Annotated in this window: 13 protein-coding genes; 8 read left to right on the top strand and 5 right to left on the bottom strand. The window is 35.8% G+C overall.

Annotation, left to right across the window (positions count from 1 at the left end):
* Positions 1 to 112: 112 nt before the first annotated feature.
* From CKV78_RS03080 to CKV78_RS03090, 3 genes are read right to left on the bottom strand one after another with little or no spacing between them, the layout of a single operon-like run.
* Positions 113 to 3,940 (bottom strand): nSTAND1 domain-containing NTPase, encoded by a 3,828-nt coding sequence (locus CKV78_RS03080; RefSeq protein ID WP_005762013.1) that lies wholly within the window; start codon positions 3,938 to 3,940, stop codon positions 113 to 115.
* Positions 3,941 to 3,997: 57 nt separating this feature from the next.
* Positions 3,998 to 4,723, bottom strand: a complete 726-nt coding sequence (locus CKV78_RS03085; RefSeq protein WP_005762014.1) for a RyR domain-containing protein — start codon at positions 4,721 to 4,723, stop codon at positions 3,998 to 4,000.
* A gap of 26 nt (positions 4,724 to 4,749) precedes the next feature.
* Complete coding sequence (locus tag CKV78_RS03090; protein WP_005762015.1) at positions 4,750 to 5,850, bottom strand: hypothetical protein; 1,101 nt, start codon at positions 5,848 to 5,850, stop codon at positions 4,750 to 4,752.
* 628 nt (positions 5,851 to 6,478) lie between these two features.
* On the opposite strand from CKV78_RS03090, the gene dinB reads away from it, so the two are divergent.
* From dinB to CKV78_RS03130, 8 genes are all read left to right on the top strand, one after another.
* A complete protein-coding gene (dinB, locus tag CKV78_RS03095) occupies positions 6,479 to 7,552 on the top strand; it encodes a DNA polymerase IV (protein WP_005762016.1) in 1,074 nt (357 codons plus the stop codon).
* Between the two features lie 87 nt (positions 7,553 to 7,639).
* A complete protein-coding gene (gene htpX, locus CKV78_RS03100) occupies positions 7,640 to 8,503 on the top strand; it encodes a protease HtpX (RefSeq protein ID WP_005762017.1) in 864 nt (287 codons plus the stop codon).
* A gap of 97 nt (positions 8,504 to 8,600) precedes the next feature.
* Positions 8,601 to 9,137, top strand: coding sequence for an elongation factor P hydroxylase (locus CKV78_RS03105; RefSeq protein ID WP_005762018.1), 537 nt, complete (start codon positions 8,601 to 8,603; stop codon positions 9,135 to 9,137).
* Between the two features lie 14 nt (positions 9,138 to 9,151).
* Positions 9,152 to 10,087 (top strand): ABC transporter ATP-binding protein, encoded by a 936-nt coding sequence (locus CKV78_RS03110; RefSeq protein WP_005762019.1) that lies wholly within the window; start codon positions 9,152 to 9,154, stop codon positions 10,085 to 10,087.
* A complete protein-coding gene (locus CKV78_RS03115) occupies positions 10,084 to 10,851 on the top strand; it encodes an ABC transporter permease (RefSeq protein ID WP_005762020.1) in 768 nt (255 codons plus the stop codon). The genes CKV78_RS03110 and CKV78_RS03115 overlap by 4 nt, the downstream gene beginning before the upstream one ends.
* Before the next feature lie 172 nt (positions 10,852 to 11,023).
* A complete protein-coding gene (locus CKV78_RS03120; protein ID WP_005762021.1) occupies positions 11,024 to 11,983 on the top strand; it encodes a TAXI family TRAP transporter solute-binding subunit in 960 nt (319 codons plus the stop codon).
* 79 nt (positions 11,984 to 12,062) lie between these two features.
* Positions 12,063 to 14,672: a TRAP transporter permease gene (locus CKV78_RS03125; RefSeq protein WP_005762022.1), complete on the top strand. Its 2,610-nt coding sequence runs from the start codon at positions 12,063 to 12,065 to the stop codon at positions 14,670 to 14,672.
* Positions 14,673 to 14,684: 12 nt separating this feature from the next.
* Positions 14,685 to 15,107: a universal stress protein gene (locus tag CKV78_RS03130; protein ID WP_005762024.1), complete on the top strand. Its 423-nt coding sequence runs from the start codon at positions 14,685 to 14,687 to the stop codon at positions 15,105 to 15,107.
* 171 nt (positions 15,108 to 15,278) lie between these two features.
* On the opposite strand, the gene CKV78_RS03135 is transcribed toward CKV78_RS03130, so the two are convergent.
* Both CKV78_RS03135 and metE read right to left on the bottom strand, forming a co-directional pair.
* Positions 15,279 to 16,340, bottom strand: a complete 1,062-nt coding sequence (locus CKV78_RS03135) for a metal-dependent hydrolase (RefSeq protein ID WP_005762025.1) — start codon at positions 16,338 to 16,340, stop codon at positions 15,279 to 15,281.
* A gap of 160 nt (positions 16,341 to 16,500) precedes the next feature.
* Positions 16,501 to 18,774 (bottom strand): 5-methyltetrahydropteroyltriglutamate--homocysteine S-methyltransferase, encoded by a 2,274-nt coding sequence (gene metE / locus CKV78_RS03140; RefSeq protein WP_005762027.1) that lies wholly within the window; start codon positions 18,772 to 18,774, stop codon positions 16,501 to 16,503.
* Positions 18,775 to 19,010 lie beyond the last annotated feature (236 nt).

Genomic DNA, 19,010 nt, shown 5'->3' on the forward strand with positions numbered 1-19,010 from the left:
CATTATCCTTCTACTTTTTTATATTCAAAATAAGATAAAAAAGCACCGCACTTTAGATAGTAAAATAGAATGCGGTGCTTTTATCTATTTTTTATGGCTTAATCTTATACCGTTATTTCAGCTTAGCACGTAATTTTTGGTATTCATCGTGGTGGAATAACATATTTTCGTTATCTTGTAAGTCTTGATAAACTGCACTTAATTTTTGGTGTAAATAAGCAGTGTTTTCAAATAAACTTGTATTTTCAGGTTGTTCTTTCAAAAGCATTTCTGAAAAATATAGCGCTTGCTGATAATAATATAAGGCTTGGCTATAATTTTGTTGTATTTTTGCGACATCACCTAAAAGTTCATAGGAAATTGCCATATCTTGTTGGCTTACTCGGTTATTCATATTTTTGAGGTATAGCTTATAGCGAATAGAAAAGCTAGTTTGAAAATGCTCTAATGCTTTCGCATAATTTTTCTTGCCTTGCTCAACCAAGCCTAACTTATTATGTGCAATACTAAAAATGCGTTGTATTTGTCTATTTTTAGAGGATTGCTTTGCCAGTTTTTGGAAAATATGAAATGCTTTATTATAGTATGTTTCCGCTTGTTTTAAGTCATTTTTCTCTATCGCAATATTACCTAATTTATCATAAGCAATGCCTAAGCTACGTTGGGCTTGTCGATTACTTGGTTGATTGTTGGCAAGCTGCTGAAAAATATCTAATGCAGCATGATAGTTTTTCAATGCTTGATCTGAATGTTTTTGCAGACGATTAATGTTACCTATTTTTTCATAAGAAAAGCCGAGATTGCGTTGTAAGTTAGGATCATTGGGATCTTGCTCTGCCTGTTTTTTATCAATTTCAATAGCTTTTTGATAATAAAACAGGGCGTTTTCGTATTCATTTTGTGCGTATTTAACATCACCTAAACGTTCATAAGCGACACTAAGATCTTGCATCGCTTTTTGATTTGTAGGATCACGTTTTACCCATTCTTTGCTTAGTTCAAAAGCCATTTGATAGTATGAGAGCGATTGTGAATATTGATGTTCTGCATACATCAAATTCCCTAAATTATGATATGAGATACTCAACTCTCGTAAAGTACCATCATCTTCTGGTTGAAGTTTCACTAAATGTTCATCGATTTCAAGAGATGCACGATAATTATGTAATGCTGTTTGAGATTGATTGCGTAAATAATAAATATCCCCCAGTTTTTTATACGCAATACTTAAACTACGTTGTGCGATTCGATTTTCAGGATTGCGCTCAGACAACTGTTGACGAATATTAAAAGAGGACTGATAGTTCATTAATGCTTGTCGGAAATTTTGTTGCATTTCTGCTATATTACCTAATTTTTCATACGCTACACTCAAATCTTGTTGCGCTTTTGGATCTTCAGGTGCTTGTTCCGCAAGAATTTTAAATTCTTTAAATGCACGTTGGTAATAACGTCCCGCCTTTTCTAAATCACCTAAACTCCAAGCGTAATTACCTTGATTAATATAGGCGGTGGCAACCTGACGAGATTCTTTTTGATTAGAATAATATTCTAAATTCTCTCTTAAATGTTCTATTTGCTCATAGATAGCTGTTTGTTTAGTGATTGGTACATATTGCTCTAAGACATCACGTAGATCAAAATTTAAAAAACGTACCGCACTTCCAATTTCTTTTAAGAGTATTTTGGATTTTTCAAGTTCCATTTGATATTTGATTGTTTGTTGTTCAGCTTCCTGTTTTTTCTCAAAAGCAAACAGACCTACAAATATAGATAAACTGAGTAGTGCGGAAGATAAAATTAAGCCAACTTTTGCGTGTTTCAAGGCGGTTGCTCTAGCTTGAGCTAACGCTTTAGCTTTATTCAATTCATCTTCTTGTTCTTGTACTTCTTGAAGATAGCAACTCTGCAAATAATTTTGCTGTTCTTTGGAAATGTAATGTTTAAATTTTCCCTGTTGTAACTGTGTTGCCGCTTGTAAACGCCCTCCACGTAAGCGTAACCACTCAGGATGTTTCTTTGATTTGAGCCAAGCAGTAGTTTCTACTTGCAGCATCTCTAATAGTGATAAATCTGCAATGTCTTCTTTTAACCAATCAGATAATAGATGCCATTGGCGCAAAATACTTTCATGAGCAAGCTCAATAGTAATAAAATGCTCTGATGATTCTCCATTTGCAATGAGATTTTTTTCTTCTTCAGATAGTTGAGTGCAATAGTCTTTTGTTAACAATCGACTTTCTACCAGAGAATCAATTAAAGGGCGAGCATCTTCAGGTATATCACGATAATGTGCAATTTTTCGATGTGGGCTATGAGTTTTTAGATCAATACTTGCCAGATAAGGAATAAAAGCTCGGCGTAATAATTGCATACAAGCAGTATGATCCTGTGGGATGCGAGGATCTTGTTGTGCTTTGCGAAGTGCCTCATCAATTGCAATATTCACCGCACCCTGTAAGCCTCCTAAACCAGAGTGTTGTTGAGTCGAGTCATCTTGAAAAGTCAGATATTCTTTCAGCTCTAATTTACCATTATAACCATAATCAAGATATAAACGCTCTAAGGTAAATGCTAATAAAGGTAAAGCATCTTTTCCTCCATCTTGTTCAAGATCTTTGAGTAATTGATCGGTAAGTTGTGGATCTATACATAATGGTTTTTGTGTTTTAGCCAATAGCTTTGCAGGGCCTTCAATGATCTGTTGATAAGCACCTTTAGCAATACGAGGTAAAGAGAAGGGGTATTGATGAATACCTTCTAATTTTTTTGCTGCTTGTAGCAATGAATAAGCATCTGTTCTAATAGTAGAAAGTACCATAAGATCGATTTCATTACTGAGAATAAGATCCGCAATCAATAGTAAAAATGGATTTGCCTCTTTATTATTTTCAGTAAAGAGTTCTTCAGCCTGATCCAGAGGTAAAATTAAGGTGGCTGGTTGCAGTTTTTTACTATTATTATTTAAAAAAGCAATAGAATTATTGGTTTTAATAATATGTTTTAAAAACAGTTTAAAGTTGGATACAGCTTCAGGATTTAATGTTACTTCTGTTATATCATCATTTTTATAGAGGTTTTTAATCAGGTTGACAATTTGTTGTTTAGTATACCCTAGTTTATATTGATAATTATATTGAACTAATGATTCAATAAGCCCTTTTTCACCACTTAAAACAGCGTCATAAGGTCGAATAATGGGCAATACAATAAAATGTTGAGGATAGCGAGCTAAACGAGGCAAAATACCTGCTCGTAGGAAAGACGATTTTCCTGCTCCAGATGCCCCTTGAATTGCAATTACTCTGATTTCTGTACTATTGCGTAGACGATGGAGCTCTGACATTAAAGCTTTAATTGCACCATCTCGTCCGAATAGAATTCCTGCATCTTCTTGTTCTAAGGGTTTTAATCCTTTATAAGGACTTGGTGGATTATGATAGCGTGAAAGTGGTGGCCATTGAAAACATTCTGGATGTAAATCTGCAAGAGTTAAACCACCTTTTAGGCTATTTAAACCGGCTTGGCTAAAAGATACAATTTGATTTTTACCATTTTGCAATGTTACAGAAATATCTAATTGAGGATAGCCTAAAGTAAGGTTACCGATATTCCATTTGTCTAATATTTCTTTTGGAATTGCTTGCTTTTTTACTTTACCAATAATTAATGGAAATATAGGCTTATTTAAAAAGACAGCCGTTTGATATTCAGATAAACAATGCAAGGATGTAAGCCAGTTATCTGAAATCAATAATAAAATGGCTTCACATTCATTAATTGAATAATGCAATTTTTTACGCCATTCCTCTCCAACCTGAATACCACTTTCAGGATCTAAATCTAAAAATAAGGACCAGCCTTGCTCACGTAACCAATCTCGTAAAGCGATTGCTTGTGCATTATCTAAGCTAGAATGGCTAATAAATAATTGACTCATTATGGTTTTCCTTTTCTATAAATCACTTATCCTTGTTTAAATATTTACTTAATTCACCTATTGGCTACACTCACAATGCGTTTTTACCTTAATCAATTTGTAATAATTTTGTACCATTGGTTGTGCCAAAATAAAAGGGATTAGTCTGAGCAGACTTTCATTCTTATGCCTGTCTTGTACTGAAAGTTGCTCAAAAGGTAAAAGACTACTATGTAATTGGAGTTTTTCATCGTTTTTTTCTGCATAAATCCAACCGTCAGTAAGACGTTCTTGGCAAAAACGTTGATGTTCTAATTTCAGTAACGCATCAAGATGTTGTTGGATTGTGCAATGTAACTCTGCGATCAATAACATATTTTTATTTGAGTTGTTAGGACTATAAATTAGCTCAAATCCCAGTTCTCGTAATTTAATAAAGAGGTGATCAGCAGCACAGCGATTAGAGTGTCGAAATCCCTCTTGTAATTCTTCTTGCCAATGTTGTTTTGCCAAAGGTATACACGCTAAAAATGCAGAAGCAAAGCGCGGTGCAAATTCGACCGATTTTATCGCTGGCAATGTGGTGTCTTTCATTGCTAAATATGCAGTATGGATAATTAGCGGTAAAATATCGTAAATATGCTCATCTGAACAATGCATATTATTGGTGATCATTGAAAAGTAATGGATATCTTCTTTTGCTGTACGAGTTTGAGCCGCTTCTTGATTCAGTGCCTCAATACATTTCAGATCTCGCCAACAGAGGCAACTTGTAATATGGTTACGCACTTTAAGTGCGGTCATTATTTGGCGAGTTTTATGTGATAATTCTAATGTCGTATATGCAGAATCATCATGTATATAGATATGTGAAAACTCACCTTTTTCAGTGATGACATCCGATAATAGTTTGGGTGAAATATTGGTTGGATGACACGGGTAGTGTTGTATTGTAATGGGGAAGTTCTGCTGATTAAAAATATTGAGCTGACGGTTTTCTGAACATAAAATTGAGTTTTCTTGGAAAAAACCTCATACTCTTCAACATTTGAGCTGAATAGGCTAATCTCAATTTTTTGAATATTCAAATAGGCACAATTGCGCATAATTGTGAGAATAAGTTGTTGAATGAGGTTTGAGAAACCAATTAATCCGATATGCAAGACGCCGGAATGAGTCAATGAACTTTCACGTAAAGGTGGGCGTTGTTGTAGAACGGTTCTTGCCAATTGATGCATAGAGTTTATCCAGGTAATTTCACCTTTTTGTGCTCGATAATTTTTGAAAATCTCTTCTTGTGTTGCCATTTTCAACATTAATTGATTGCAAACACTAATAAATAAACGAGGTTTATGTGATTTATCCTTTAATAAAGGAATAATGGATTTTGCAAGTGCAATATTAATATCTTCTTGAGTGGCAACAAGATAAATATTTTTTGCAGATTGTAGCGATAAGTTTTTGAGTTGATTAAAAGATAAATCAGGAAAATGCCATAATTTATACCCTTTATTTGGCAACTCATCACGGTAATTAATACTATTTGGATGGATATCTAGAAAGAGTCTTTTACCTAAATGCGGTGCTAAAATACTAATAACAACAGCAGGTAATGAATTACCAAAGATAATAGTATCTACCGGAGAGATTTTTAGCGTTAAATAAGCGTATTGCTCACCGATAGCTTGCCATAATAATTTAAGAATTGCCATTATTGTGAATAAAGGTAAAGCGAAACGTGCAAATTCTAATTGCCAATTATGTACGTGTTCTTCACCATTGAGAACAATGAGCTTAATACTATTATAAAGTGCATCAGAAAATGGTACATTTTGTTCTACATAACCCCAAGTGCCAATACAGAAGAAAATACTAAAGAAAAGGTAAATCAGGCAACCTTTTGTTCTTGATTTATTAGGTAATTTATACATATTTTTGGTTATTGTTTTAATTATAAATTGAATAACATTGTATTATTGATCAAATAAAATGAATAAATGATCATTAGTAATTGGAAGTATGAGAGGATAATCTTTTGATACAAGATTAAGCGAGTTTACTTATCCTCGTTATAAATATGAAAGTAAATTAAAATCGTTAGTGAAATATTAAGATACTTTTTTTATGGAATAGTTGATATTTAACTTTCAGATAATGACAAATATTGTGAGTAATATAGAAAAAATAAAATTTCATATTAATTAACATCTCATTCTATTTTGTAAGTCTTTGTAAAGAAGTCGGTCATTTTATGTTAATTTTGAGCAAATCTGGTCTGACTAGTGAATGAAAATGATCAGTTTTAGACCAAAAAGTAATCAAACAAGACTTTTATATATAAAACTTGTTCCTTTTTCTATGAATAATGCTATCTAGTAACCAGACAGTCCATCTTAATAGGTATTTTTTAAACAATATTATTTTGTATTAGATAATATGAAATTATTCATTCTTTTCATTTAGTTGAATTTAAAGTATTGCTCATTTATTAAAGAATATTTATTTTGATAAAATACATACAATCTTGTAGAAATTTACCGCACTTTGAATAGGATAAAGATGAAATTTCGTAAAATTATTCATATTGATATGGACTGCTTTTATGCTTCTATTGAAATGCGGGAAAATCCATTACTGAAAGACAAGCCTGTTGCTGTGGGTGGTTTAGCTACGCAACGAGGTGTACTTGCCACCTGTAACTATAAAGCGCGAGAATTTGGTTTACATAGTGCAATGCCAACAAATCAAGCGTTAAAACGCTGTCCAGATCTCGTGTTATTGCCTGTGAATATGGCATTGTATAAAGACGTTTCACAGCAAATTCATCAGATTTTCCGTCGTTATACAGAAATAATTGAACCATTGTCTCTTGATGAGGCTTATCTTGATGTCACTGCTTGTCAGCGGTGCTTTGGCTCTGCGACTTGGATTGCACAGGATATTCGTCAAGCGATTTGGGATGAACTTAACTTAACAGCATCAGCAGGTGTTGCCCCCTTGAAATTTTTAGCTAAGATTGCTTCTGAGCAAAATAAACCTAATGGACAATTTGTGATCAAGCCAGAGGAAGTAACTGATTTCATTAAAAAATTACCTTTGAAGAAAATTCCAGGTGTAGGAAAAGTCACCGCACAGCGTTTAGCTGCTATTGGGTTGAATACTTGTATGGATGTTCAACAAATGAACAAAATTCAATTATTAAATAAATTCGGCAAAATAGGGGAGCGAATTTGGCAATTTAGCCACGGTATTGATGATCGAGATGTGCAGCCGCATCGTGTACGAAAGTCAGTTGGTGTAGAAATTACGTTATCACACAATATTGCACAAATTGATGAGGCTTTTCCTATATTAGCAAAACTGTATACGGATTTAATATATCGGTTGAAGATAAGTTGTCCAAACTTATCCTTAAATGATATTTATAAAATTGGGGTAAAGCTTAAGTTTGCGGATTTTCAAGTCACTACATTAGAAAAAAGTGCGGTGCAATTTAGTCAAGAAAATTTTATGCGATTGTTACAACAAATTTGGCAACGCACGGAAGGACGAGAGGTGCGTTTGATTGGTCTGCAAATACAGTTGCCAGATCAGAAACAAATAGTATCGCAGGAGCAATTGAGTTTATGGTAAATTTTTTGTTATATCCTCTTGAATTTAACAACTTTGTAACCATATACTTCACCAGTTATTTACTCTAACGATTAAGGGCTTTAAATTATGATGCGAATTTTACTTTTTTTGGCAACGAATATGGCAGTTTTAGTTGTCTTTAACATTATTTTAAGTTTAACGGGGATCCATTCACAGGATACCGCTGGTCTATTGATTATGGCTGGCTTATTTGGTTTTTCGGGTTCTTTAATTTCATTGTTTTTATCAAAAACAATGGCGTTACGTTCAGTGGGTGCAGAAGTGATCACACAACCACGCAATGAAGTAGAAAGCTGGTTAGTGAATACTGTTCGTTCACAAGCAGAGCGTGCAAATTTACCTATGCCAGAAGTGGCGATTTATCATTCTGAAGATGTGAATGCGTTTGCTACAGGTCCAAGCAAAAATAATTCTTTGGTGGCAGTGAGCACCGGTTTATTGCGTTCAATGACCCGTGATGAAGCAGAAGCAGTGCTTGCTCACGAAGTTGCACACATAAAAAACGGTGACATGGTGACGATGACCTTATTGCAAGGTGTATTAAATACTTTCGTAATTTTCGTATCTCGCCTAATTGCAAAAGTAGTTTCAAGTGGTCGTGATGGTGAAGAAAGTAACACAGGCATTTATTTTATGGTATCGTTTGTGTTAGAAATCTTGTTTGGTTTCTTAGCAAGTATTATTGCAATGTGGTTCTCCCGTTACCGTGAATTTCGTGCAGATGCGGGTTCCGCTGAATTAGTCGGTAAACACAAAATGATCGCAGCATTGCAACGTTTACAAAGCCTACATGAGCCTCAAGAAATGGATGGTCAGCTAGCAGCATTTGCAATTAATGGTAAACGAGGCGGTTTGGCGGCGTTATTTATGAGCCACCCACCACTTGAAAAACGTATTCAAGCGTTACAACAATTGGATAGTTTTAAATAAAACTGGTAATCTTTCTAAGAAAGAGGCAAGATCTTGCCTCTTTTTTCTTTTTTAAAGTGCGGTCATTTTTTAGAGAATTTTATGTTCGGAGTTTTTTATGGAGCATCAACTTTCGGATTTAATCCAGATTTTTAACCAATGTTTTGAGCAGGAATATAATACGATTTTAGTTAAAGGGGGTGATGAACCACTTTATGTCCCTGCCAATGAAGATAATCCCCATAATGTGATTTATTTTGCTCGTGGTTTTTATAGCAGTGGGTTACATGAAATTGCACATTGGCTAGTTGCAGGCAAAGAACGTCGTAAATTAGAAGATTTTGGTTATTGGTATGAGCCAGATGGTCGCTCCGAAGAACAACAGCGCTTATTTGAAAAAGTGGAAGTTAAACCGCAAGCGATTGAATGGATTTTATCCACCGCAGCCGGTTTCCGTTATTTTGCAAGTGCAGATAATCTAAATGGCAATCCAGGCGATACACAGCCGTTCAAGAACGCAGTTTATGAACAAGTCAAAGTGTATGCAAAAAAGGGCTTACCTAAACGTGCAGAAACCTTACGTAAGGCGCTATGTGTTTTTTATAGTACGCCAGATTGTATTGATATTAACCAATTTGATATAAGTCGAATTTAACTAAGTAACTTCTTATGTTGGCATTAGAAATTAAACAATTAACAAAAGAATATAAAAATGGTGTAAAAGCATTACACGGTATTGATCTTGAAGTCCAAGAGGGCGATTTTTATGCTTTGCTTGGTCACAATGGGGCAGGTAAATCCACGACGATTGGCATTATTAGCTCATTAATCAATAAGACGAGTGGTCAAGTCAAAGTATTTGGTTATGATTTGGATTGTAATTTGCGTGAACTCAAGCAATGTATTGGTTTAGTTCCACAAGAATTTAATTTTCATCAATTTGAACGGGTCATTGATATTCTGGTCAATCAGGCCGGTTATTATGGCATTCCTCGTCAAGAAGCGTTAAAACGAGCAGAAATTTGGTTGAAAAAACTTGAACTTTGGGAAAAACGTACACAGCAGGCAATTCGTTTATCTGGTGGGATGAAACGTCGTTTGATGATCGCACGAGCATTAATGCATAATCCTAGATTATTGATTTTAGACGAGCCAACAGCAGGAGTAGATATTGAGCTACGTCGTACAATGTGGACGTTCTTACGTGAATTAAATCAACAAGGTACTACTATTATTTTGACAACCCATTATTTGGAAGAAGCAGAAATGCTATGCCGTAATATTGGAATTATTCAACAAGGTAAATTAGTGGTTAATATGTCAATGAAATCCTTGTTAGCTAAATTAGAAACAGAAACTTTTATATTAGATATTTCCTCTTGTGCAATAAAACCGCAAATTGAAGGTTATCACGTTGTAGTAAACCAAGATGCGAGTTTGGAAGTCGAGGTAAAAAGAGAGCAAGGGCTTAATGACCTATTTAGACAATTAAGCGAACAGGGCATCAAAGTGCTAAGTATGCGTAATAAAGCCAATCGTTTAGAAGAATTATTTGTTTCAATGTCATTAAATAAGCAAAAAAATGATACACAGGAGGTACAATGAAACTCGCATGGGTTGCTTTTCAAACGATCTTAACTAAAGAAACTCGTCGATTTACTCGTATTTGGGTGCAAACCTTAGTGCCTCCAGTGATTACAATGACGCTTTATTTTGTGATTTTTGGGCAATTAATTGGTAGTCGTATTGGTGAAATGGGTGGATTTACCTATATGCAATTTATTGTGCCGGGATTGATTATGATGTCCGCACTTACAAACTCATTTGGCAATGTGGCATCGTCTTTTTATAGTACAAAGTTTGCGAAAAACGTAGAGGAATTGCTGATTTCTCCAACGTCTTCACACGTGATTATTTTAGGTTATGTTGCTGGCGGTATGGCGAGAGGCTTATGCGTTGGTGCGTTAGTGACTATCGTTTCGCTCTTTTTTGTCTCTTTTGATGTCCATTCTTGGTGGATTGTGATATTCACTTTAATGTTGACCACTGCAACGTTTTCATTAGGTGGCTTAATCAATGCGATATTTGCACGATCATTTGATGATATTAGTATTATTCCAACCTTTGTTTTAACGCCATTAACCTACCTTGGGGGAGTATTTTACTCTATCAGTTTGTTGCCTGAATTTTGGCAAGGTGTTTCAAAACTCAATCCGATTGTTTATATGATTAATGGATTCCGTTATGGCTTTTTAGGCATTTCAGATGTGAGTTTAATCACCTCTTTTGTGGTGCTATGTACTTTTATTATAAGTTTATATTTTATTGCTTACTTACTCATTCAACGTGGTACTGGATTACGTAGCTAAAAATTTTAAAAATTGACCGCACTTTGGTCTGACGACTTATCTCATAATGTGAAATAGTAAAGTAATACGGCAATCTCTTGTTGCAAAAAAGTAAAATCTCTGTTATTTGTAATTTGCGATGTGAAGTGCGCTTCTAAGCAAACCAACAAACAAAAATAAGGAAAATAAGTTTATGAAAAAGTATCTAAAACTTTCAATGGCAGCCGCATTAATATTTTCTTCAAGCGCAGTATTCGCCGCTGATAAAATTGTAACTATTGGGACAGGTGGGCAAACTGGTGTTTATTATGTAGTTGGACAATCGGTTTGCCAATTAGTGAACCGTGATTCTGCAAAAACAGGTGTGAAATGTAATGCTCCTTCAACTGGTGGTTCTGTTGCAAACTTAAACTCAATTGCAAGCAACCAAATTGAACTGGGGATTGCCCAATCAGACTGGCAATATCATTCTTATAATGGTTCAAGTTCTTTTGAAGGTAAGAAAAATGATAAATTAAGAGCCGTATTTTCTATTCATCCTGAACCATTTACTTTAATGGCTCGCACTGATGCAAATATCAAACATTTTGATGATCTTAAAGGTAAACGTGTCAATGTTGGTGATCCAGGCTCAGGTACTCGTGCAACAATGAACGTGATTCTTGGTGCAAAAGGTTGGGACACTTCGGCATTTAAAGTCGCTTCAGAATTAAAACCAGCTGAAATGGCATCAGTAATGTGTGATAACAACTTAGATGCGATTACTTATAACGTAGGTCACCCAAATGGAGCATTAAAAGAAGCCGCAGCATCTTGTGATGCACATTTAGTGCCAATTACAGGTCCTGAAATTGATAAATTAGTTGCAGATTACTCTTATTATGCAAAAGCAACTATTCCAGGTGGTTTATATAAAGGTAGTGATGCCCCAACAGAAACCTTTGGGGTATACGCAACTTTAGTTTCTTCTTCAGATGTTGATGCAGATAGTGTATATGCGATCGTAAAAGCCGTATTTGATAACTTCGATCGTTTTAAACGTTTACATCCAGCATTTTCTAATTTGAAAGAAGAAGAAATGATTAAAAATGCATTATCAGCACCATTACACGATGGTGCAGTGCGCTATTATAAAGAAAGAGGATGGTTATAATTTATTCCCTCATATTTTAAGGCAGGCTAAGTTCCTGCCTTTTCCGTTTTTTATTTTTAGATGACGAGGAGTTTTTAGCGTGTCAACAAAAAATATTGATTACGATGATTTACAAGATATTGTGGCATCTAGCGATACTGGTGGACGAGATCCTGATGGGTTTCCCAAAAAATTGATTGCCGGTGTTGCGATTTTATGGTCATTATTCCAACTGTATTATGCTTCACCAGCACCTTTCTGGTTGCAAGAGTTTTTGCGTAACATAGGCTTGAATATCAATGTTGTGTTTGATGATACTAAAGCACGCTCTATTCATCTTGCATTCGCATTATTTTTAGCTTATTTATCTTATCCAGCATTTAAATTTTCACCAAAACACCGTATTCCTTTAGTTGATTGGGTATTTGCAACAGTAGGGGCATTCTTAGGTGCTTACTATTTATTTTTCTATGATGGTTTGGTGACTCGTTTCGGTGCACCAATTCTACAAGATATTATTGCTGGCTGTATTGGTATTTTCTTATTGTTAGAAGCAACAAGACGTAGTTTAGGCCTGCCATTGGTGGTTATTGCCATAGTCTTTTTACTGTATAACTATTTCGGACAATTTTTACCAACAGATTGGATTGTCAGCCATCGTACAGGTTCTCTTTCCCATATTATTAACCAACAATGGATCACAACTGAAGGGGTATTCGGTGTCGCATTGGGTGTTTCGACAAAATATGTGTTCTTATTCGTGTTGTTTGGTGCTTTGCTCGATAAAGCTGGAGCAGGTAATTATTTTATTAAAAGTGCTTTTGCTTATTTAGGACATTTACGTGGTGGCCCTGCAAAAGCAGCGGTGGTAGCATCTGGTTTAACAGGGTTAATTTCAGGGTCTTCTATTGCTAATGTAGTAACCACAGGAACATTCACCATTCCAATGATGAAACGTGTTGGTTTTTCTGCAGAAAAAGCGGGGGCAGTAGAAGTAGCTTCTTCGGTCAACGGTCAAATTATGCCACCTGTAATGGGTGCTGCCGCATTTTTAATGATCGAATATGTTAATATGCCGTATAGCCAATTAATTACGCATGCGTTTTTACCTGCTGTCATTTCTTATATAGCGCTTGTTTATATTGTGCATTTAGAAGCTTGTAAAATGGATCTTAAAGGTTTACCTAAAGCTGATGAGCCTAAACCATTTTTGAACTCATTAATTCGTGCATTAGGGACTTTTATTTTCCTTTGTGTGCTTTATTTTGCTGTTGATTTTAGTTTAGGTTGGTTAAAAAATGTGACACCAAATTATGCATTTAGCATTGTTATTGTGTTATTGAGTATTACCTATCTTTTATTACTTCGCAGAGTAGCACAATTCCCTGATCTTGAAATTGATGATCCACACTCTCCAGTAGTGGTATTGCCTTCTGCCAAACCAACAGTTAATTCAGGTTTGCACTTCTTATTACCAGTAGTGATTTTGATTTGGAGCTTAATGGTTGAGCGTTTATCTCCGGGGTTATCTGCATTCTGGGGGGCGTTATCATTAATCGTGATCTTATTAACACAACGCCCATTACTTTCTTTTTACAGAAAACAAAATACTTTTAGATCAGATTTAAAACAAGGTTGGAAAGATCTTGTTAGTGGTTTAGAAGCTGGTGCAAGAAATATGATTGGTATCGGTATTGCAACGGCAACTGCTGGTATCATTGTTGGGGTTGTTTCCTTAACTGGGTTTGGTGTACAACTTGCAACTATCATTGAAACACTGTCAATGGGGAACATTTTCTTAATGTTACTTTTAGTAGCGGGCTTTAGCTTAATTCTAGGCATGGGCTTGCCAACTACTGCTAACTATATTGTTGTATCTTCTTTAATGGCTGTCGTGATTATTGAGGTAGGTCGTCAGAATGGATTTATTGTGCCATTAATCGCTGTACATTTATTTGTATTTTATTTCGGGATTATGGCTGACGTAACGCCACCAGTAGGATTAGCTTCTTTTGCTGCTTCTGCAGTGTCGGGTGGGGATCCTATTAAAACAGGTTTAACGGCATTTTCATATAGTTTACGTACTGCAATTTTACCATTCCTATTTATTTTTAATACTGATCTGTTATTGATTGATGTAGGTTGGGCAAAAGGTATCCTTGTCTTTATTACGGCAACTATTGGTATTCTCGCCTTTACCGCTGGTGCAGTGGGATATTTCTTCCGTCCTAATAAACTCTGGGAAAGCGTGGCTCTTTTCGTATTAGCGTTTGCGTTATTCCGTCCAGGTTTCTTTATGGAACATATTTCACCGACGCAATATCAGTTTGAGCCAGTTGATTTAATGCAACAAGTTGAAAAAGCACAAACAGGTGATACTTTAACCTTGAAAGTCTCTGGTTTAAATCCTTATGGGAAGCAGATTGAGTTTTTTGCTCAATTACCTATTGCTGAAGGTTCAACAGGAGAAGAACGCTTGAAAAATATGGGATTAACTCTCTTTGAACAAGATAAGCCAGAAGGAAAAGAATTAGTAATTGATGCAGTAGAAATTGATTCTACAGCAGCGAAAGCAGGACTAAATTGGGATCAAGTTATTTTGAATGGTTCTGTACCAATCAAAGATGCACTTGCGAAAGAGTGGTTTTTTATCCCGACTTTATTCTTGCTGTTTTTACTCGTAATGAACCAACGTCGTCGCCCACAATAATAAGGAAAAGTTATGTTTAAAAAGATTTTAATCACAGCAGACTTAAGTCATTTGGAAGATGCAGAAAAAGCAGTGAAAACTGCCTTAGAAATGACGAAGAACAATCCGGATACTGTTTATCGAGTGATGAGTGTGATTCCCCCATTTGGTAGTAGTTTTGTATCATCTTTTTTACCCAAAAACTTCGACCAAGATGTTTTAGGGGAGGCAAATAAAGCACTTCATGAGTTTACTAAAAAACATTTTCCAGAAGGGGCAAAAGTGCAACATATTTTAGCACACGGTCCGGTTTATGAAGAAATTAATCGTATTGCGAAAGAAAAAAATATCGATTTAATTATTATGATGGCAGCTCGAGAGAATAAAGAAGGGCTAAGTTCGAATACGGTGAAAGTGGCACGTTACAGTGATAAACCCATTTTGATTTTACGTTAATTGAACTTTTTAGTTAAAGATTCAAAAGGGTAGGATAGTTTATATTCTACCCTTTTTATTAGGAAGTATCTGAACCGATCTAAAGTGCGGTCAAAAATTTGAAAATTTTGACCGCATTTTTCTTTATATTGATTAAACTAAGTTGCATATTCGGCAATATAAGGACCTATCTTATATTGCCTCACTTTTAGGCGTTAATTGAGACCATCTTTCTAAAGGTAGCGGCACTTTATCTGACCACATTCTTTGCCACAATAATGACAACATTTCTGTTCTAAAATGTACTCTAGCTGTTGGATAGCTTTGTGGTTGAATTGCTTTCCATTGACCATTTTCTTTTTTAGCAACCACAAAACGGAAATTAAATTGTCCAGCTAGCCCCATACGCGTATCACTTACCACGATTTTGTCATCGATTTCTTTATAATGTAGCCAGTTATCAGTAAACCATTGTAACCGTTGTAATTCAGGCGATTGTGGTGATATTTCCGCTTGATAAGATAAATTTAGTGGGATTGTGACAAATTCTGGGGTTTCTTTTTTATCGAACCAACCGCTTACCGCATCATATAAATTGCCATTTTTGTCTACTGCAATCACACGCCACAGTATTGTATTGAAAGCTGTTGGTGTCGCAAGTACTTTTTCTATTTCAATGCCTTGTCCATTTAGTACGGTTGTTAAGCGATGTTCGTGATATGCCTTGCCAATAAAACCTGTACCGAAATAGCCAAAACCAAAAACGAGTGCAATAAACATTCCTTTAATGGAGGCAGGGCTCATTTTTTTCCATAGCGCCCACAAGCAAGTGAAAATCAGAGGTAAAGTATAAATGGGATCGATAATAAATACAGTTGACCACATTGTTGGCGTAAAGTTGAAAGGCCAAAATAATTGTGTACCATAAACGGTCATTGCATCAATAATTGGGTGCGTAACCAAAGCCAATGTTAAAGTAACAAAAAGCCGTTTGAAGGAGAAGGGCAGCGCTTTATTTCGTTTGAAAGTGATCCACGTGATCACAAAAGCAAGTGCGGTCAAAACAAAAATAGAATGACTAAATCCACGATGGTAAGTCATTGATGAAATAGGATCAGCATAACGAATTAATATATCAAGATCGGGTAGCGTGCCTAGCATACCGCCGTAAAGTAAGGCTTTTCGTCCTTGATATTTCCCCATTCCAACGCCTTGAACAGCAGCACCGAGTACAAATTGAGTCACGGAATCCATTTGATTTTTTATTTCCTACAAAAGTAAAAACTAGGCTGTATTTTGAGGAGAATTTAAACTATCGTCAATGTTCTTTTGAGCAAGAATAAAAAATGGCTCTTGAAATCAAGAGCCATTAGGTTACGGTTTGCTATATTGTTATGGATAAATTGTTTTTTAATTAGTTTAATTCAGCACGTAATTTTTTGGTTACGCTCATCATTACTTCTAATTGTGCGATAGTTTCTGGCCAGCCACGAGTTTTTAAACCACAGTCTGGGTTCACCCATAAACGCTCTTTTGGTACAACATTTAGTGCTTTACGTAACAAACGTTCAATTTCTTCTGCCTTTGGTACACGTGGGCTGTGAATATCATATACACCAGGGCCAATATCATTTGGATATTTGAAATCACCAAACGCAGTTAATAATTCCATATCTGAACGAGATGTTTCAATCGTAATCACATCTGCGTCTAAACCTGCAATTGCGGGTAAAATATCGTTGAATTCAGAATAACACATATGCGTGTGGATCTGAGTATCATCTTCTACGCCCATATAACTTAAGCGGAATGCTTCACCGGCCCATTGTAAGTATGCATCCCAGTCTGCACGTTTAAGTGGTAAACCTTCACGAATTGCCGGTTCATCAATTTGAATCACTTTGATACCCGCTTTTTCTAAATCTAATACTTCATCAGATAATGCCACACCTATTTGTTTACATACGGTTGAGCGTGGAATATCGTTACGTACAAATGACCATTGTAAAATTGTAACAGGACCAGTTAACATTCCTTTCATTACTTTGTTCGTTAAGCTTTGGGCATATTGTGACCAACGTACTGTCATAGGTTTAGGACGTGCCACATCACCGTAAATCACGGGTGGTTTCACACAGCGTGAACCATAACTTTGTACCCAACCGAATTTTGTGAATGCGAAACCGTCTAGCAATTCACCGAAGTATTCCACCATGTCGTTACGTTCTGCTTCACCGTGTACTAATACATCAAGATCAAGTTCTTCTTGGCGACGTACCACAAATTCAATTTCTTTTTTCATTGCGGTTTCGTAATCAGCTAAGCTGAGTTCGCCTTTCTTGAATTTCGCACGAGCTTGGCGAATTTCACTGGTTTGCGGGAATGAACCGATATTAGTGGTTGGTAATAATGGTAAATTTAACCACGCATTTTGTTTTGCAATACGCTCTGCGAATGGCGATTTACGTCTATCCGCATTTGCTGGTAAGTTAGCTAAACGTTCTGCTACCTCAGGGCGATGAATTTCTTTACTGTTTGCACGAGCGTTTGCTGCTGCTTGGCTTGCATCAAGTTCATTTTGTACAGCTCCACGACCTTGTTCAAGTGCGGTCTTAATTACACTCAATTCTTGCACTTTTTGTAATGTGAAAGCTAACCAATTATAAAGGTCTGGTTTATTTGCTCTCAGTTGTGTTTCTACTTCTAAATCATACGGAGTGTGTAGGAGTGAACAGCTTGGTGCGATCCAAAGGTTTTCACCTAATTTCGCTTTTAATGGCTCAACAACATCTAATACTTGATTTAAGTTTGCACGCCAGATATTACGCCCGTCAATCACACCTACAGAAAGCACTTTATTGTAATCTTCAAATGCTGAAAGCTGCTCTGGTGCTCGCACCAAATCAATGTGTAAACCATCAACTGGCAATCTTTTAAGTAGTTGTGCGTGTTCTGTTACTGAACCAAAATAAGTTGCTAATAAGAGTTTAGCATTCACTTTCTCTTTTAATGCCGTGTAAACTCCATTATAGGCCTCAACCCATTCAGTAGGTAAATCTACGGCTAGTGCAGGCTCATCAATTTGAATCCATTCTGCTCCTTCAGCAGCTAATGCGTTCAGAATATCTACATACACAGGTACAAGTTTAGAGAGTAATTCTAAACGATAGAATGCTTCTCCTTTTTCTTTACCTAACCAAAGAAAAGTGAGTGGACCTACAATGGTTGGTTTGAATTTAAAGCCTAAAGCTTTTGCTTCACGAATTTGTTGTACGTAATGTTTGGGGTTTGCGTTAAATTCTGTGTTTTTATTAAATTCTGGCACTAGGTAGTGATAGTTGGTATCGAACCATTTCGTCATTTCAATCGCAAACTGGCTTTGGTTACCACGAGCAAGTTGGAAATATTGACTTAGGCTTAAGTTTTGGCTGTCGAAACCAAAACGTGACGGAATAGCACCTGTCGCCACTTGAAGATCTAGAATGTGATCGTAAAAAGTAAAATCTGCCACAGCCACAAAGTCAGCATTTGCTGCCTCTTGGTGCTTCCAGTTAATTTCACGTAATTTTTGTGCAATTTCTAATAAGTCTTGCTCTGAAATTTCTCCACGCCAGTAACGCTCTTGTGCAAATTTGAGTTCACGTTTTGCACCTACACGCGGAAATCCCGCTAAATGAAATGTCGTCATAGTAATACCTCTTTTATCAATGTTGTGTTATTCTAAATAGACGGCTAAACGTCTGTATGGATATAGAATGAGGTATTTTATAACATTATGCAATATCATAATTTTCACGAAGATCATGAAAAATTTTAATATACTTAATCAGCATTGAAAGTAAGGTTATTTGTTTATCGTTTAGATAAAATGAAGCTTACTTCTTTTAAGTTAAATGAATAGAAGAATTTTTAGGTATATGATAG

It is taken from the genome of Pasteurella dagmatis (assembly GCF_900186835.1).
Taxonomy (GTDB): Bacteria; Pseudomonadota; Gammaproteobacteria; order Enterobacterales; family Pasteurellaceae; genus Pasteurella; species Pasteurella dagmatis.

Coding starts and splice junctions, on each gene's coding strand:
- htpX (WP_005762017.1), top strand. CDS start 7,640: ATGATGCGAATTTTACTTTTTTTGGCAACGAATATGGCAGTTTTAGTT.
- dinB (WP_005762016.1), top strand. CDS start 6,479: ATGAAATTTCGTAAAATTATTCATATTGATATGGACTGCTTTTATGCT.
- CKV78_RS03130 (WP_005762024.1), top strand. CDS start 14,685: ATGTTTAAAAAGATTTTAATCACAGCAGACTTAAGTCATTTGGAAGAT.
- CKV78_RS03090 (WP_005762015.1), bottom strand. CDS start 5,850: ATGTATAAATTACCTAATAAATCAAGAACAAAAGGTTGCCTGATTTAC.
- CKV78_RS03135 (WP_005762025.1), bottom strand. CDS start 16,340: ATGGATTCCGTGACTCAATTTGTACTCGGTGCTGCTGTTCAAGGCGTT.
- CKV78_RS03105 (WP_005762018.1), top strand. CDS start 8,601: ATGGAGCATCAACTTTCGGATTTAATCCAGATTTTTAACCAATGTTTT.
- CKV78_RS03120 (WP_005762021.1), top strand. CDS start 11,024: ATGAAAAAGTATCTAAAACTTTCAATGGCAGCCGCATTAATATTTTCT.
- CKV78_RS03080 (WP_005762013.1), bottom strand. CDS start 3,940: ATGAGTCAATTATTTATTAGCCATTCTAGCTTAGATAATGCACAAGCA.
- CKV78_RS03085 (WP_005762014.1), bottom strand. CDS start 4,723: ATGACCGCACTTAAAGTGCGTAACCATATTACAAGTTGCCTCTGTTGG.
- metE (WP_005762027.1), bottom strand. CDS start 18,774: ATGACGACATTTCATTTAGCGGGATTTCCGCGTGTAGGTGCAAAACGT.
- CKV78_RS03110 (WP_005762019.1), top strand. CDS start 9,152: ATGTTGGCATTAGAAATTAAACAATTAACAAAAGAATATAAAAATGGT.
- CKV78_RS03115 (WP_005762020.1), top strand. CDS start 10,084: ATGAAACTCGCATGGGTTGCTTTTCAAACGATCTTAACTAAAGAAACT.